Annotated in this window: 18 protein-coding genes; 7 read left to right on the plus strand and 11 right to left on the minus strand. The window is 76.5% G+C overall.

Annotated elements, in window-relative coordinates; translation table 11 throughout:
- Positions 1-48 precede the first annotated feature (48 nt).
- Both ACFWEK_RS09965 and ACFWEK_RS09970 read right to left on the minus strand, forming a co-directional pair.
- A complete protein-coding gene (locus ACFWEK_RS09965; RefSeq protein WP_430553945.1) occupies positions 49-741 on the minus strand; it encodes an Rv3235 family protein in 693 nt (230 codons plus the stop codon).
- 46 nt (positions 742-787) lie between these two features.
- Entirely contained in the window at positions 788-1594 is an 807-nt protein-coding gene (locus tag ACFWEK_RS09970; RefSeq protein WP_430553946.1) for a LysM peptidoglycan-binding domain-containing protein, read from the minus strand.
- Between the two features lie 158 nt (positions 1595-1752).
- On the opposite strand from ACFWEK_RS09970, the gene ACFWEK_RS09975 reads away from it, so the two are divergent.
- Complete coding sequence (locus ACFWEK_RS09975) at positions 1753-2301, plus strand: hypothetical protein (RefSeq protein WP_430553947.1); 549 nt, start codon at positions 1753-1755, stop codon at positions 2299-2301.
- Between the two features lie 27 nt (positions 2302-2328).
- Here ACFWEK_RS09975 and ACFWEK_RS09980 read toward each other — a convergent pair whose 3' ends face one another.
- On the minus strand, positions 2329-2538 hold the full coding sequence (locus ACFWEK_RS09980; RefSeq protein ID WP_429735024.1) for a helix-turn-helix domain-containing protein: 210 nt from the start codon (positions 2536-2538) through the stop codon (positions 2329-2331).
- Positions 2539-2680: 142 nt separating this feature from the next.
- Between ACFWEK_RS09980 and ACFWEK_RS09985 the strand changes: the two genes are divergently transcribed.
- The 3 genes from ACFWEK_RS09985 to ACFWEK_RS09995 are packed head-to-tail and all read left to right on the plus strand — an operon-like array spanning position 2681 to position 5268.
- The gene (locus ACFWEK_RS09985; RefSeq protein ID WP_430548421.1) at positions 2681-3337 is read left to right on the plus strand and encodes a hypothetical protein; all 657 of its coding nucleotides are present in this window, start codon (positions 2681-2683) and stop codon (positions 3335-3337) included.
- Positions 3337-4701, plus strand: a complete 1365-nt coding sequence (locus ACFWEK_RS09990; RefSeq protein ID WP_430553948.1) for a CpaE family protein — start codon at positions 3337-3339, stop codon at positions 4699-4701. The genes ACFWEK_RS09985 and ACFWEK_RS09990 overlap by 1 nt, the downstream gene beginning before the upstream one ends.
- Before the next feature lie 33 nt (positions 4702-4734).
- Positions 4735-5268 (plus strand): DUF6912 family protein, encoded by a 534-nt coding sequence (locus ACFWEK_RS09995; RefSeq protein ID WP_430553949.1) that lies wholly within the window; start codon positions 4735-4737, stop codon positions 5266-5268.
- A 7-nt stretch (positions 5269-5275) separates the two neighbouring features.
- On the opposite strand, the gene hisN is transcribed toward ACFWEK_RS09995, so the two are convergent.
- The 8 genes from hisN to ACFWEK_RS10035 form a co-directional block, all read right to left on the minus strand.
- Entirely contained in the window at positions 5276-6097 is an 822-nt protein-coding gene (gene hisN, locus ACFWEK_RS10000) for a histidinol-phosphatase (protein ID WP_430548418.1), read from the minus strand.
- A gap of 65 nt (positions 6098-6162) precedes the next feature.
- Entirely contained in the window at positions 6163-6735 is a 573-nt protein-coding gene (locus ACFWEK_RS10005) for a hydrolase (protein ID WP_430553950.1), read from the minus strand.
- Positions 6735-8219, minus strand: a complete 1485-nt coding sequence (locus ACFWEK_RS10010) for an MFS transporter (RefSeq protein WP_430553951.1) — start codon at positions 8217-8219, stop codon at positions 6735-6737. The genes ACFWEK_RS10005 and ACFWEK_RS10010 overlap by 1 nt, the downstream gene beginning before the upstream one ends.
- Entirely contained in the window at positions 8216-8728 is a 513-nt protein-coding gene (locus ACFWEK_RS10015) for a MarR family winged helix-turn-helix transcriptional regulator (protein WP_430553952.1), read from the minus strand. Before ACFWEK_RS10015 ends, ACFWEK_RS10010 begins: the two co-directional genes overlap by 4 nt.
- 98 nt (positions 8729-8826) lie before the next feature.
- Complete coding sequence (gene rsgA / locus ACFWEK_RS10020) at positions 8827-9864, minus strand: ribosome small subunit-dependent GTPase A (RefSeq protein ID WP_430548414.1); 1038 nt, start codon at positions 9862-9864, stop codon at positions 8827-8829.
- Complete coding sequence (gene aroA, locus ACFWEK_RS10025) at positions 9864-11222, minus strand: 3-phosphoshikimate 1-carboxyvinyltransferase (RefSeq protein ID WP_430548413.1); 1359 nt, start codon at positions 11220-11222, stop codon at positions 9864-9866. Before aroA ends, rsgA begins: the two co-directional genes overlap by 1 nt.
- 71 nt (positions 11223-11293) lie before the next feature.
- Positions 11294-11881: a DoxX family membrane protein gene (locus ACFWEK_RS10030; protein ID WP_430553953.1), complete on the minus strand. Its 588-nt coding sequence runs from the start codon at positions 11879-11881 to the stop codon at positions 11294-11296.
- A gap of 65 nt (positions 11882-11946) precedes the next feature.
- Positions 11947-12090, minus strand: coding sequence for a hypothetical protein (locus tag ACFWEK_RS10035; RefSeq protein ID WP_430548411.1), 144 nt, complete (start codon positions 12088-12090; stop codon positions 11947-11949).
- 94 nt (positions 12091-12184) lie between these two features.
- Here ACFWEK_RS10035 and ACFWEK_RS10040 point away from each other — a divergent pair, with 94 nt between their 5' ends.
- The 3 genes from ACFWEK_RS10040 (at position 12185) to rsrA (ending at position 14359) form a co-directional block, all read left to right on the plus strand.
- Entirely contained in the window at positions 12185-13150 is a 966-nt protein-coding gene (locus ACFWEK_RS10040) for a helix-turn-helix domain-containing protein (protein WP_430548410.1), read from the plus strand.
- Between the two features lie 250 nt (positions 13151-13400).
- The gene (locus ACFWEK_RS10045) at positions 13401-14081 is read left to right on the plus strand and encodes a sigma-70 family RNA polymerase sigma factor (protein WP_429767054.1); all 681 of its coding nucleotides are present in this window, start codon (positions 13401-13403) and stop codon (positions 14079-14081) included.
- The gene (gene rsrA / locus ACFWEK_RS10050) at positions 14078-14359 is read left to right on the plus strand and encodes a mycothiol system anti-sigma-R factor (protein WP_430548409.1); all 282 of its coding nucleotides are present in this window, start codon (positions 14078-14080) and stop codon (positions 14357-14359) included. Before ACFWEK_RS10045 ends, rsrA begins: the two co-directional genes overlap by 4 nt.
- The last annotated feature ends 39 nt before the right edge of the window (positions 14360-14398 follow it).

Below are 14398 nucleotides of genomic sequence, written 5' to 3' on the forward strand. Positions count from 1 at the left end.
GCCCGCCCCCCGCGGGCCGGGGCTCCGACGTTCTCGTGTCCGAGCCGGTCAGCCCACCTCGAGGACGGCGACCCGCCAGGCACCCCGGCGCGCCTCCAGCCGGACGGCCGCGGCGCGCACCCGGCCGTCGTCGTCCAGGACGACGGTCGCCTCGGCCACGTCGTCCCCCAGGCGGACCAGCCGCACGCGCCGCACCTGGACGGGTCGGTGGGCCTCCTCGTCCCGCAGGGGCGCGTGAGCCAGGCCGATCCGGGCGCGCTCGGCGAGCTGGTCGCGCACCTGCGGCGTGACCCAGCGGGCGAGCTGCGTCGCCGGCCGCTCCCCGCGCAGGACCTCGACCGCGGCGCGCACGACCGTGCAGCACTGCGCCGTCGGGTCGGGCAGCGGCGCGGGCTCCGCCTCCCGCAGCGGCCGCGCGGTGAGGTCCTCGTCGTCTCCCGGGCCGCGACGCACGCCCGGGGCGCCGACCCGCACCCGCCGCGGCCGCGGCGCCGGTCGGGTGCCGGCCTCGGGGTAGCCCGCCGGACCCGAGGGCCGCGGCGGGGACGACACCCGGAGCGCGCGCGGCGAGGGTGCGCCGTCGTCCTGCGCCGGGGCCGCCGCGGGGCGACTCGCCGGGGTGCCCGGGACGGTGCCGGGCGCCGCCGCCGCGCCGTCCGGTGCGGTCCCGGGGGCGGCGGAGCCCTGCTCGGCGGGAGCCGCCGTCGCCGGCGTGGTCGGCGCGGTCGTCGTCGCGGTCATGATGCCCTCCGGTGGATGGTGGGTGAGTCGTGGGACGTCGAGGCCGTCAGGCCGGGGCGCGCAGGATCTGGCCGGGCAGGAGCTGGTCGGGGTCGGCGCCGATGACGTCGCGGTTCTCCGTGTGCCAGCGCGACACCTCGCGGAGGATCTCGGCGTCGGTGGGGGAGCCGCCGAGCGCATCGGCTGCGATGTCCCACAGCGTGTCGCCGCGGTGCACGACGCGGGTCGGTCCTCCGTCGGCTTCGCCGTCGGCGGCGTCGTCGACGGCACGGTGCGCGACCGGGGCGGCCACGACCTCCTCGACGAGCGTGTCCCCGTCCGCCGTCCCCGCCTCCTCCGCCGGGCGTTCCACGCCTCCGTCGGCCGGTGCGTCGGGCTCGGTGGCGGTGGGCTGCCAGCCGAGGTCGAGGACGACCGACGCCCCGTGGCCGGCCGGCGGGGTGGGCGGGACGTCGGCCGCCAGGGCGACGGTCGGGGCGAGCGTGAGGCCGGCACCGACGCCGACGCCGACGGCGGTCCGGACGAGGCGCCGGACGGCACCGGGAGCGAGCCGTTCGACGGCTGCCTCACCAGCACGCCACCGGCGGCCCAGCAGCGACGCGGCGACGCAGGTCAGGGCGAGCGCTCCGCTCAGGGCGAGCCAGGCCGCGGCGAGGAGCCCGGCGGCGAGCACGGCGAGCTCGACCCACCGGTCGACGGCGAGGCCGGTGGCCGCGGCGGTGGTCCGTGGGACGACGGCGGCCGCGCGCAGCAGCAGGGCGGTGCCCATGACCGCGGCGGCGACCGTGAGGACGGCGAGCCGCCCGAGCCCACCCGGTCGTGCGAACCGGTCACGGTGCGTGCTGCCGGACATCGAGGTCTCCTTCGTCCCTCCGCCGTCATCCCGGATCGTTCGCGGTGATGCAGGTTGATAGCGGTTGATGTGTTCTGGTGGTGGTTATTGAAGCGGACTGGTGCCGGGTCTGTCCACCCGGGCATCCTGTGGGCACCGACCCCGACGAGAGGAGCCTCATGACATCCGCGGGTCCGGCCAGGTGGGAGCTGCTCTTCGCGGACCTCGAGGCGCGGTTCGACGCCGAGCAGGCGGCCGAACGGGAGGGGACGGTCGCCGAGCTGACCCGCGCCGAGCAGGCGTCGATCCCGTTGACCGACCGGCTGCGAGCGGCGACCGGCGCCGTGCTGCGGCTCGAGCTGCTGGACGGCGAGGGGATCGAGGGCCGGCTCGCCCGGGTGGCGCACGCGTGGGTGCTGCTGGACGGGCGCGGCGCGCGCGGCAGCGTCCAGCACCTCGTCCCGACGGCCGCGCTCGCCGCTGTCGTCGGGCTCGGCCGGCTCGCGACGCCGTCGCGGGCGCGCACCGACGGTCTCGGGCTGGGCCATGTGCTCCGGGGGCTGCAGCGCGACCGTGCGCGGGTGCTGGTGCGCACGGCGGGCGGGTCGGTGGCCGGACGGATCGGGCGCGTGGGCGCCGACCATCTCGACGTGGAGGAGGCGGAGCGCGCGCTGCCGGTCGTCCGGACGGTGCCGTTCGCGGCCCTGCTGCGGGTCAGTGAGGCCTGAGCCTGCCGGGGGAGCCCGGCCGCGTCGTCAGAGGTCGCCCGACGCGATCCGCTCGCGGGTGCGGGCGTACTGGTGCTCGATGTACTCCTCGAGCTTGCTCGCCTCGACCCGCCACACCTTCTTCGGGCCCACCTGGATCGCGGGCAGCTCGCCCGAGCGCACGAGCGAGTAGGCCTGGGTGCTGGAGATGTTGAGCATCTCCTGCACGTCCGCGAGAGAGAGGAACCGGCTGGCCATACGGGCAATTCTGGCACAGCGGTCACCGACGATGACGCCGGTTGTCCACAGTGGTTGCCGAAAGCATGCGTGGGGTGCCTGATGATAGGTTCCGGCGCGACGCTGCGCCGAGGCCGCGTCCAGACAACCCCGGAGGACGTCCGTGAGCACCGACCCCTTGCCGGCACCCGTGGCTGCGCGCCTGCGCCGCCCCACCTGGCGCGACCCCCGGCTGGTCGTCGGCGTCGTCATCGTCGCCGCGTCCGTGGCCCTCGGCTCGTGGGCCGTCTCCTCCGCGGGGCGCACCGTGCCGGTCTACGCGGCCGACGGGACGCTCACCCCGGGCGAGACCGTGGACGTGGACCGGCTGCGCACCGTCGACGTCAGGATCGACGCGGGGGCGGAGCTGTACCTGCGGGCGGACCAGGAGCTGCCCGACGAGGTCGTCGCGCTGCGGGTGGTCGACGACGGCGAGCTCGTCGCCCGGTCGGCCCTCGGCGACGCGGCGGAGGTCGACGTGCGCTCGGTCTCCGTGCCCGTCGACCAGGCCATGTCGTCCCGCGTGCAGGCCGGGTCCGCCGTCGACCTCTGGTCGACGCCCGAGGCGCCCGCCGGAGCCGACGCGCAGGCCGCGGAGCCGGCGCCGCTCGTCGAGGGCGTCGTCGTCGAGCAGGTCGACGAGGCGGGCACCGGGCTCGTCGTCGCGGACGGCGCCACGCTGCACGTGCTCGTGCCCTCCGACGAGCTGCCCGTCGTCCTGCGGGCGCTGACGGTCCCCGGCAGCGTGACCGTCGTGCCGCAGGCCGGGGCCGGCGTCTGATGGGGGGCGTCACCGTCCTGTGCGCGGTGCGCGGCGCGGCGGAGACCGACGTCGTCCTCGCCCTGGGCGGCCCGGGCTCGGGCGCCACCGTCACGCGTCGCTGCGGCGACGTGGCCGAGCTGCTCGCGGCGGCCGCGGCCGGCGCGGGCGCCGTCGCACTGGTCTCCGGCGACCTGCCCGGCCTCGACCGGGAGGCCGTCGGCCGGCTGCGCGCCGCGGGCGTCCGCGTGGTCGCGCTCGGTGACGACGTCGCGCCGGCGGCAAGGCTGCACGCGCTGGGCGTGGACGCCGTCGTCGAGCGGTTCGACGAGGCCCTCCTGCTCGCCGCGGTCCGCGACGCGATGCCGGCCGCCGCCGCGTCGACGGCCGGCGCACCCGACGTCCTGGTGCTGGGACACGGGGGCCAGGACGCCGACGACCCGCTCGCCGGCCAGGACGGGATCGGGCTGGGGGACGTCCTCGCGGACGACGCGGCGCCGCGCCGCGGGCGCGTCGTCGCGGTCTGGGGCCCCGTGGGCGCGCCGGGGCGCACGACGACGGCGCTCGAGCTCGCGGCCGCGCTCGGCGGCCTGTCGCGCGGGCGCCGCCGCCACGGTCGTGCGCGTCGCGAGGCGGTGGCGACGGCTGCCGAGCACGCGCTGGTGGTGGACGCCGACACCTATGGCGCGTCGGTGGCGGCCCGCCTGGGCCTGCTCGACGACGCCCCGGGGTTGGCGGCCGTCACCCGCGCCGCCGCGCACGGGTCGCTCGACCTGCCGACGCTGGCCCGGCACAGCCCGGTCGTCGGCGGCCGCCTGCGGGTGCTGACGGGGATCACGCGCGCCGCCCGGTGGCCCGAGCTGCCGGCCAGCGCCGTCGAGGTGGTCCTCGAGCGGGTGCGCGAGCTCGCCGACTGGACCGTGGTCGACTGCGGCCCGCTCCTGGAGGCGGACGAGCTGCTCATGTACGACACCCACGCGCCGCAGCGCAACGGTGCGACGCTCGCGGCGCTGCAGGCGGCGGACGTCGTCGTGGTGGTCGGTGCGGCGGACCCGGTGGGCATCCAGCGCCTCGTCCGCGGGCTCGAGGACCTGCGCGAGGTGCCGGTGCCCGTCGCGGGCGAGCGGGTCGTCGTGGCGAACCGGGTGCGCGCGTCGACGGTGGGCTCGCGCCCGGAGGCGGCGGTGCGGGACGCGCTGGCGCGCTACGCGGGGGTCGACGCCGTCCACCTGGTCCCGGACGACGCCGCCGGCCTGGACGCCGCGCTGCTGGCGGGCCGCACGCTCGCGGAGGAGGCCCCCGGCTCGCCGGTGACCGCGGCGTTCGAGGCGCTGGCCGAGCGGGTGCGGGCGACCGTCGCCGCGGCGGTGCCGGCGGAGGTGTGAGCGCGGGGCTGCCGCGCGCGGCAGACTGTGCGCATGCGCATCTACGTTCCCGCCACGCTGGACGAGCTCGAGGGCGCCGTGGTCGCCGCCGCCGGGGCGCGGTGGGACGTCCCCGCCCGCCGCGCGCACGCGGTGACGCCCGCCCTCGCCGGTGAGCTGCCCGACGAGGACGACGAGAGCCGGGAGTACGAGGCCTTCCTCGCCGCCGCGGACGACTCGCTGGCCCTCGTGGCCTCGCGTCGCGCCGTCGTGCCGCTCCGCGTCGTCGTCTCGCTCGACGTGCCGGACGCCGAGGTCACCGAGGCTGACGGCGCCGACGAGCCCAGCGCGGTCGACGTCGCCGCCCTGGCCCGCGTGGCCGTCGTCGCCGTCCACGTCGACGAGCCGGAGGCGGCGGACGACGTGCGCGCGGTGCTGGCGGCGGCCGACGAGGAGAACGACGCCGAGCGCACCGGCGACGTCGGCGCGACGTCCGAGGCGGCGCTGGACGCCGCGCTGCAGCGCGTCACCGATCGCGACCTGCTCTGGTACGACCCGACCGAGATCTCCCAGATCCCGCGCCCCTGAACCGGGGTCAGCCCAGGTAGACGAGGGTCTCGTCGTGGAGCCTGCCGTTGGTGGCGAGGGCGTTGCCGTGCCACGGGCCGGGTGCGCCGTCGAGCGCGGTGAAGCGGCCGCCGGCCTCGGTGACGATGGGCACGAGGGCGGCCATGTCGTAGACCTCGAGCTCGGGTTCGGCGGCGATGTCGGCGGCGCCCTCGGCGACGAGCATGTACGACCAGAAGTCGCCGTAGCCGCGGGTGCGCCACACCTGGCGGGTGAGGTCGAGGAAGCCGTTGAGCTTGCCGTGCTCCTCCCACCCGGACAGGGACGAGTAGGAGAACGAGGCGTCGGCGAGCGTGCTCACGCCGGAGACGGACATCCGCGACGCGGACGCGAGCGACTTGCCGGTCCAGGCGCCCGAGCCCTTCGCCGCCCACCAGCGGCGGCCGATCGCCGGCGCCGAGACGAGGCCCATGACGACCTCCTCCCCGTCGGCCAGCGCGATGAGCGTGGCCCACACGGGGACGCCGCGCACGAAGTTCTTCGTGCCGTCGATCGGGTCGATGATCCAGCGCCGCGCGCCGCTGCCCGCCGAGCCGTACTCCTCGCCCACGATCGCGTCGCGGGTGCGCGCGCGGTGCAGCTGGGCGCGGATGAACTCCTCGGCGGAACGGTCGGCGTCGCTCACGGGGGTGTTGTCGGGCTTCGTCTCCACGCGCAGGTCGAGCGCCTTGAAGCGGGACATCGTGATCGCGTCCACCTGGTCGGCGATCACGTGGGCCAGGCGCAGGTCGTCCTCGTACGTGCGCGCGGGCCCGCTGGTCGGGCTGGGAGACGGCTGGGTGTACGACACGCCTCACACCGTAGCGGTCCGCCGCTCCGGCCAGGGCCCCGGCGCGCGGGGGTGGGACAGAGAGGTCAGGCGCCCAGCAGGGCGAGCAGCTCGGCGGTCGTGCCGCACTCGCCCAGCCGGGGGAAGAGCCGCCCGGCGCTGTGCTCGTGATCCTCGGCGGAGCGGTCGGCCATCGCGTCGGTGACGAGGGAGACGTGGTACCCGTGCTCGTGGGCGGCGCGGGCGGTGGACTCGACGCCGATGCTGGTGGCGATGCCGGTCAGCACGACCTGCGTCACGCCGCGGCGGCGCAGCTGGAGGTCGAGGTCGGTGCCGTAGAAGGCGCCCCAGTTCCGCTTGGTCACGACGACGTCGGACGTCGCGGTGTGCAGCTCCGGCGCGAGGACGTCCCAGCCGTCGGGACGGGCTGCTCCGCGCGGCGCGTCGGTGCGGCCGGGCGCGGCGTCGGCGCCGTCGGGCGCCGCGGTGACACGCACGAGGACGACGGGCAGGTCGCGGGCACGGAAGGCGTCGGCGAGCTCGATGCTGCGGGCGAGGACGGCGTCCGCGGCGTGCGGCGCGGTCGGCACGGCGAGGATGCCCGCCTGCAGGTCGACGACGACGAGGGCGGTGCGGGCGTCGAGGGTGGTGAAGGTCATCAGCGGTGCTCTCCGGGTGCGGGGTCAGGGGCGGGGACTGTGGCGAGGGCGGCGCGGGCGGTCGTCGGACGGCGCCGCAGGGAGCGGTCGACGAGCGTGAGGACGCCGACGACGACGGCGCAGGCCGCCATCGCGAGGGCGAGGTCGTGCAGGCCCGCCGTCGTGGGGCCGTCGGCGTAGAGGGCGGCGATGGCCGCGGTGGACACCAGCGCGCCGAGGTACATGAACGTGCGCAGCAGCCCGGACGCCGCGCCGACGGTCGCGGCGTCGGCCTGGCGGGCGAGCGCCTTCTGGTGCGCGAGCCCGGCCAGCCCCTGCATGCCCCCGATGCCCACGCTGGCGAGGACGAGCACCCACGTCGGGCTGGCGGGCTGCACGACGGCGAGGATCGCACCGCCGACGAGCAGCGAGCCCGACCCGACGAGCAGGGCCGTCCGCACGGGGGCGCGACGCCCGGTCGCCGAGGCGACCGCGACCGCGACGACCGACGTCGGCAGCATCAGGAACCCCGCGGTGGCCTCGCTCAGGCCACGGCCCTGCTCGAGCCACTGCACGTAGCCGAACATGAACGCGTACGTGGCGGTGGCGGTGAGCAGGGCGCGGGCGTACGTGAGCAGCAGCGGACGGTTCCCGCCGAGCAGCCGCAGGTCGATGAACGGGCGGCGGGCGCGCAGCTCGTGCCGCGCGAACCAGGCGCCCGTCACGACGGTGGCGGCGAGCACCCACCAGGGCGCGGCGCCGACGAGGACGAGCATCAGGCTGGTGAGCGCGGCCGCGAAGAGCAGCACGCCGAGCAGGTCCAGGCGCGTCGCGACGCCCGCGCCGTCGCCCCGAGCGCCGTCCCGCGGGAGGTCGGCGGCGGTCGTGCGCGGCAGGCGCAGGCCGCCCAGCACGAGGCACGCCGCCGCGAGCGGCACGTTGACCAGGAAGATCGCCCGCCAGCCGCCGACGCCGACGAGCAGCCCGCCGAGCGTCGGGCCGACGATCATCGTCACCTGGTTCGTGACGGCGAGGATCGTGAGCACCGTCGCGATGCCGCGGTCCTCGCCGGAACGGTCGGTCGCGCGCCGCACGAGCCACATCGCCGCCGGGTAGGCGGCGCAGGTGCCGATGCCGAGCAGCGCGCGGGCCAGCACGAGCACGCCGAGGGACGGGGCCAGCGCGCCGAGCAGTCCGGCGACGCCGACGAGCGCGGCCCCGACCAGGTACGGGCGTCGCGGCCCGACGAGGTCGACGACGCGACCGACCACCGGCTGGCCCACCGCCGTCACGAGGTAGAGCGCGGTGACGAGCCAGACCGTCTGCGCGGCCGGGGCGCCGAACGCGATCCCGATGGGCACGAGGGCCACCGCGATCATCGATGAGTTGATCGGGTTGAGCAGCGATCCCAGCGCCAGCGGCAGGGTGAGGCGGGTGTCGTAGCCGTCCGGCCCACGGGGTGCGGCCGCCGGGCGGGTGGCGGGGTGGCGGTGGAGCAGGGTCACGGGCGGTCGGCCTCGCCGGCAAGTGCGGGCTCCGAGGGAGCGGGGTCGAGGAGCGTCCGGTCGAGGATCGAGAGGGCCGCCGTCACGGTGGCCAGCTCCTCGGCGGTGAGGCGCTCGCGCAGCGCGTGCGTCAGCCACTCCTGCCCGGCCTCGCGCCGGCCCTCGACGAAGGCCCGCCCGTCGTCGCTGAGGGAGATCACCTGGCGGCGGCCGTCGTCGGGGTCGGGGTCCCGGCGCACGAGGCCTCGCTCGGCGACGACGCCGAGGGTGGCCCCGAGCGACTGCGGCCGGACCCGCTCGGCCGCGGCGAGGGCGCCGGGCGACGCGGGGCCGTGCTTGGCGAGCCGGGAGAGCAGGGACGTCTGCGACGGCGTGAGCTCCTGGTTGTCGCTCAGCTCGAGGAAGCGGCGGCGCAGCCGCACGACCAGCGAGCGCAGCTCGCGCGCCGCGGCGGCGGCCGTGTCGACGGGCCTGTCGGCGGGCGCGACGGGATCGGGGGAGGAGGGCACGGCTTCACCGTAGAACTCGTCAGTCCAGACTGACAAGCTGCTCCTGACGAATCGTGACGAGCGCCCCACGACATCGGACGGGTCGGGGGTGGAGGGGGTCAGTCGGCGGCGTGGCGCGCGGTCAGCAGGCGCCGGAACGACGCGACGCGGGCCTCGCGCGCCGGGCGCTCGTCGTCGGACGACGCGGCGAGCCAGTCGTCGAGCGCGCAGTCGGGGGCGTCCGCGAGGTGGGTGCAGCCGCGCGGACAGTCCTCGGCGACCTCGGCGAGGTCCTCGAACGCCTGCAGCAGGTGGTCCGTCTCGACGTGCGCCAGCCCGAACGACCGGACGCCCGGGGTGTCGACCACCCAGCCGTCGTGGTCGTCGTCCGGCCCGACCGGCAGCCGCAGCGCGACGGCCGAGGTGGACGTGTGGCGACCGCGGCCGGTGACGTCGTTGACGACGCCGGTGGCGCGGTCGGCGTCGGGCACCAGGGCGTTGATGAGCGTCGACTTGCCGACGCCCGAGTGCCCCACCAGCACGGACGTCCGCCCGGCCAGCCGGGAGCGGACGTCCTCGACGCTCGCGGCGTCGTCCTGGCGCGTGACGACGACGTCGACGCCGATGGGGGTGTAGAGGTCGCGCAGGGGAGCGGGGTCCGCGAGGTCGGCCTTGGTGAGGCACAGCAGCACGTCCATGCCCGCGTCGTAGGCGGCGACGACGCAGCGGTCGATCATGCCGGTGCGCGGCTCGGGCTGGGCGAGCGCGGTGACCACGACGAGCTGGTCGGCGTTCGCCACCACGATGCGCTCGTAGGGGTCGGTGTCGTCCGCGGTGCGGCGCAGCACGGACGACCGGTCCTGGATCCGCACGATGCGGGCGAGCGTGCCCTCGTCGCCCGACGTGTCGCCGACGACGTCGACGCGGTCGCCCACGACGACCCGGGTGCGCGTGAGCTCGCGCGCCTTCATCGCGAGGACGGTGCGCTCGTCCGCGGCGCCGTCGTCGACCACGAGGGTGTACCGGCCGCGGTCGACGCCGGTCACCATGCCGACCTCGGCGTCCGCGTGCTCGGGGCGTTGCTTGGTGCGGGGCCGTGAGCCGCGCTTCGAGGGCCGCGCGTACTGCGCGTGCTCGTCGACGGCGCGGCGCGCCATCAGGCCTCGCCCTCGGTGCCGGGGCCGGCGTCGACCCCCAGCATCCGCTCCCACATCCCGTCGAAGCCGGGCAGGGTCTTGGCCGTCGTGCCGACGTTCTCCACCCGCACGCCCGGCACCCGCAGGCCCAGGACGGCGGCCGACGTCGCCATGCGGTGGTCGGCGTAGGTGCGGAACAGGCCGCCGTGCAGAGGTCGCGGCGTGATGACGAGCCCGTCGCGCGTCTCCTCCGCCCGCCCGCCGAGCCGCGTGATCTCGGTGGCGAGCGCCGCCAGCCGGTCGGTCTCGTGGCCGCGCAGGTGCGCGATGCCGCGCAGGCGGCTGGGGGAGTCGGCGAGGGCGGCGAGGACGGCGAAGGTCGGGGCGAGCTCGCCCGCGGCGTGCAGGTCCAGGTCCGCCCCGCGGACCTCGCCCGTGCCGGTGACGGTGAGGACGTCGCCGTCCAGGCGGGCCTGCGCCCCGAGGGTCGCGAACAGCTCCGGGAGCAGCGCGCCCGGCTGGGTGGTCGTCGCCGGCCAGCCCGGCACGCGCACGGTGCCGCCGCCCACGAGCGCCGCGGCCAGGAACGGCGCCGCGTTCGACAGGTCCGGCTCGACCCGCACGTCGCGCGCGGCGACCGGGCCGGGGGTGACCTGCCAGATGCCGTCGCGGGAGTCGTCCACCTCGACGCCGACGTCGCGCAGGGTGGCCACGGTCATGGCGATGTGGGGGACGCTCGGCAGCGTGGTGCCGATGTGCCGCAGCGTGAGGCCGCGCTCGAAGCGGGCGCCCGCGAGGAGCAGGGCCGAGACGAACTGCGACGACGCCGAGGCGTCGACGTCGACCGCTCCGCCGGTCACTCGGCCCGTGCCGTGCACCGTGAAGGGCAGGTGCGTCGGGGTGCCGCCGTCGGGGGACGTGACGCGCACGCCCAGGCTGCCCAGGGCCGCGAGCACCGGCAGCATCGGCCGGACCCGCGCCTCGGGGTCGCCGTCGAAGCGGACCGGGCCGTCGGCCAGGGCCGCGACCGGCGGGAGGAACCGCATCACCGTGCCCGCCAGGCCGGTGTCGACGTCCACGTCGCCGCGCAGCGGCCCGGGGGTCACGTGCAGGGTGCTCGGGTCGTCACCCTCGTCGATGCCGGCGCCCAGGGCCCGCAGTGCGCCGATCATGAGGTCGGCGTCGCGCGAGCGCAGCGCCCCGCGCAGGGTGCCGGGGCCGTCGGCGAGCGCCGCGAGCACGAGCAGGCGGTTCGTCAGCGACTTGCTGCCCGGCACCTCGACCGTCGCGTCCAGCGGAGCCGTCGCGACCGGTGCCGCCCACTCGTCGACGACGTCGGGGGCGGGCGGGGCGGCGTGCGGCGGGACGGCTGAGGTCATGGCTCCGAGGCTAGTTCACGGACCGCCCGCACCGCGGGCCGTCTCGCCGGTGCCGACCTGGTCCGGGACCGTCAGACGACGTCGGCGACCTTCGCCCGCAGCTTCGCGGCCTCGGCCTTGGTGGCCGCCGTCGCCTTGTCGGCCTTGGCCGCGATCTTGGCCGCCTCGCCCTTCGTCGTGGCCTTGACCGTCTCGGCCTTCGCCTCCGCGAGGCGGGCGGCGTGCGTGCGCGCCTGCTGCACGCGGTAGGTGACGCCGGGCCGGCCCTCGAGGTCGACGCCCGCGATGACGGTGGCGCCGACCTTGCCGAGGTCCTTGACGAAGGCCGCGGTGCGCAGGCTGCGCTCGGCCCCCCTGCTGGTGAACGGCTGGTGGGCGACGGCGAGCGGCGCGGTGAGCGCGGCCAGCGCGAGCGCGGCGGTGCGGGGCGTGCGCCCGACGGCGAGCAGGACGCCGGCCACGGCGGTCACCGCGCCGTGCGCGCGCACCAGGAGGCCCAGCTGGCGGTCGCTGAGCGGCTCGGCGCCGACCGCGTCCGTGACGATCGTGGAGCCCGCGCGGGCGGCGTCCACGTGCTCGGCCGGGTGCAGCACGGCCTGGATCCCGTCGTAGACGAACGGGACGGCCAGGAGGGGGCGGGCGATACGGCGCAGCAGCATGGGCCCACTGTGGCAGAGCCGACCCGCGCTTGCGCGCCGACCGGCGGGCGCGGCGCGGGCCTGCGTCAGGCGGGCGCGCCGTCCCACCAGTCGGGGTGGGAGCGCGGCGGCCGGCGGGTGCCGAGGCCGTCGCGTCGGACCGTCCGCACGAGACGGGCGGTGTAGGCGGTGAGGAGCAGGGCGGCGAGGACGAGGATCAGTGCGGTCATGGCAGTAATCCTTCGCGCATTGCACTTCTGCCACGAGTGGCAGAAGTGCCAGTATGCGTCGACATTCCGCCACCGCCGTGGCAGCATGGTCGGCATGATCCACAAGGTCGCCGCCGTCGTCGTCCCGGGCGTCGCGCCGTTCGAGCTCGGCGTCGCCTACGAGGTGTTCGGGATCGACCGCCGCGACACGGGCGGCCCGTCGTTCGACTTCACCCTCTGCGCCCCCGAGCCGGGCCCCGTGATGACCAAGGGCGGCTTCCCCGTCGTCGTGGAGCACGGCCTCGAGGCGCTCGACGACGCGGACCTGGTCGTCGCCGTCGCGTACGGCATCGACGACGACGGCGCGGAGGCCCTGCCGCAGGCCTACCTCGACGCGCTCCGGGCGGCCCACGACCGCGGCGCCTGGCTGTTCGCCATCTGCTCCGGCGCGTTCACGCTCGCGCGGGCGGGCCTGCTGGACGGTCGCCGGTGCACCACGCACTGGATGTACACGGAGCGGCTCGCGGCCGAGGTCCCCACCGCCGACGTCGACCCCGACGCGCTCTTCGTCGAGGACGGGCGCGTGCTCACCAGCGCCGGGACCGCGGCGGGCATCGACGCCGCGCTGCACCTCGTGCGGACGCAGGTCGGCGCCGACGCCGCGCGCGCCGTCGCGCGGCGCATGGTGGTGCCGCCGCAGCGCGAGGGGGGTCAGGCCCAGTTCGTCGTCGACCCGCTGCCGCGCGAGGGCGAGTCGCTCGCAGGCCTGCTCGCCTGGATGCGGGAGCACCTGGCCGAGGAGCACACCGTGTCCAGGCTGGCGCGCCGGGCCGCGCTGTCCGAGCGCACCTTCGCGCGCCGCTTCCGTCAGGAGACCGGCACGACGCCGGCCGCCTGGCTCGCGCGCCAGCGGGTCGCCCGGGCGCAGGAGCTGCTCGAGTCGACCGAGGCGCCCGTGGACGAGATCGCGCGCGTGGTCGGCTTCGGCAGCGCTCCCGTGCTGCGGCACCACTTCGCCCGCCAGCTCGGCACCAGCCCGGTCTCCTACCGCCGGCGGTTCGCCGCGCCGGTGGCTTCCTGAGGCCCGCGGCCGGAGCCGCTCCCACGGGAATGTCGAGGCCCCTCCCGCGGTTGCACACCGCGTGAGCACCCGCACCCCGACGACGGCGACCGCCGTCCCCGCAGCCGGACGCGAGTCCGTGCGGCTGTTCGCCGTCCCGGCAGACGCCCTGACGGCGGGCACGGACGACGCGGTGGTCGGCCGCACGACAGACCTGCACACCCCGTGGATCGGAGGACCCCGCCCAGTGGCTGGACTAGGCTCGACGGTGATGACCCAGGACCTTGGCCCAGCGAGCGGCGACGCGCCGCGCGGGAGCACCCCGGACGGCGAGGAGATCCCCGAGGACACGGAGCGTGCCCCCGAGGGAGAGACCACCGCGGCCCGGGCCGAGCGCTTCGAGCGCGACGCCCTGCAGTACCTGGACCAGCTCTACTCCGCCGCCCTGCGCATGACGCGCAACCCCGCGGACGCCGAGGACCTGGTGCAGGAGACGTTCGCGAAGGCGTTCGCCGCCTTCCACCAGTACAAGCCGGGCACCAACCTCAAGGCCTGGCTGTACCGCATCCTCACGAACACGTTCATCAACAGCTACCGCAAGAAGCAGCGCGAGCCGCAGCAGTCCCAGGCGGAGGACGTCGAGGACTGGCAGATCGCCCGCGCCGCGTCGCACACGTCGCAGGGGCTGCGGTCGGCCGAGGCCGAGGCGCTCGACCGGCTCCCCGACTCCGACGTCAAGCGCGCGCTGCAGGAGCTGCCCGAGGACCGGCGCATGGTCGTCTACTACGCCGACGTCGAGGGCTTCCCCTACAAGGAGATCGCCGAGATCATGGGTACGCCGATCGGGACGGTGATGTCCCGGCTGCACCGCGGACGCCGGCAGCTGCGCGAGCTGCTCGCCGACTACGCCGCCCAGCGTGGCCTGGTCCCGGCTCGTGGAGGAGCGTCATGACCGACCCCGTCACCCCCATCCCGCACGACCGGGCCGAGGGGGAGAACGAGTGCGAGCACGCCCTCGTGCACCTGAACGAGTACCTCGACTCGGAGATGACGCCCGAGGACGAGCAGCGGATGCGCGCGCACGTCGCGCACTGCTCGCCGTGCCTCGCCGAGCTGAGCGTCGAGGAGCTCGTCAAGCAGCTGGTCCGCCGCTCCTGCTCGGAGCGCGCGCCGGAGACCCTCCGGGTGCGCATCCACGCGCAGCTGACCGTGATGTCCACGGCCGAGTAGGCCGGAGCCGACACACGAAGGGCCGGGAACCCCGCGGGG

The sequence above is a fragment of the Isoptericola sp. NPDC060257 genome (assembly GCF_042726645.1).
GTDB lineage: Bacteria > Actinomycetota > Actinomycetes > Actinomycetales > Cellulomonadaceae > Isoptericola > Isoptericola nanjingensis.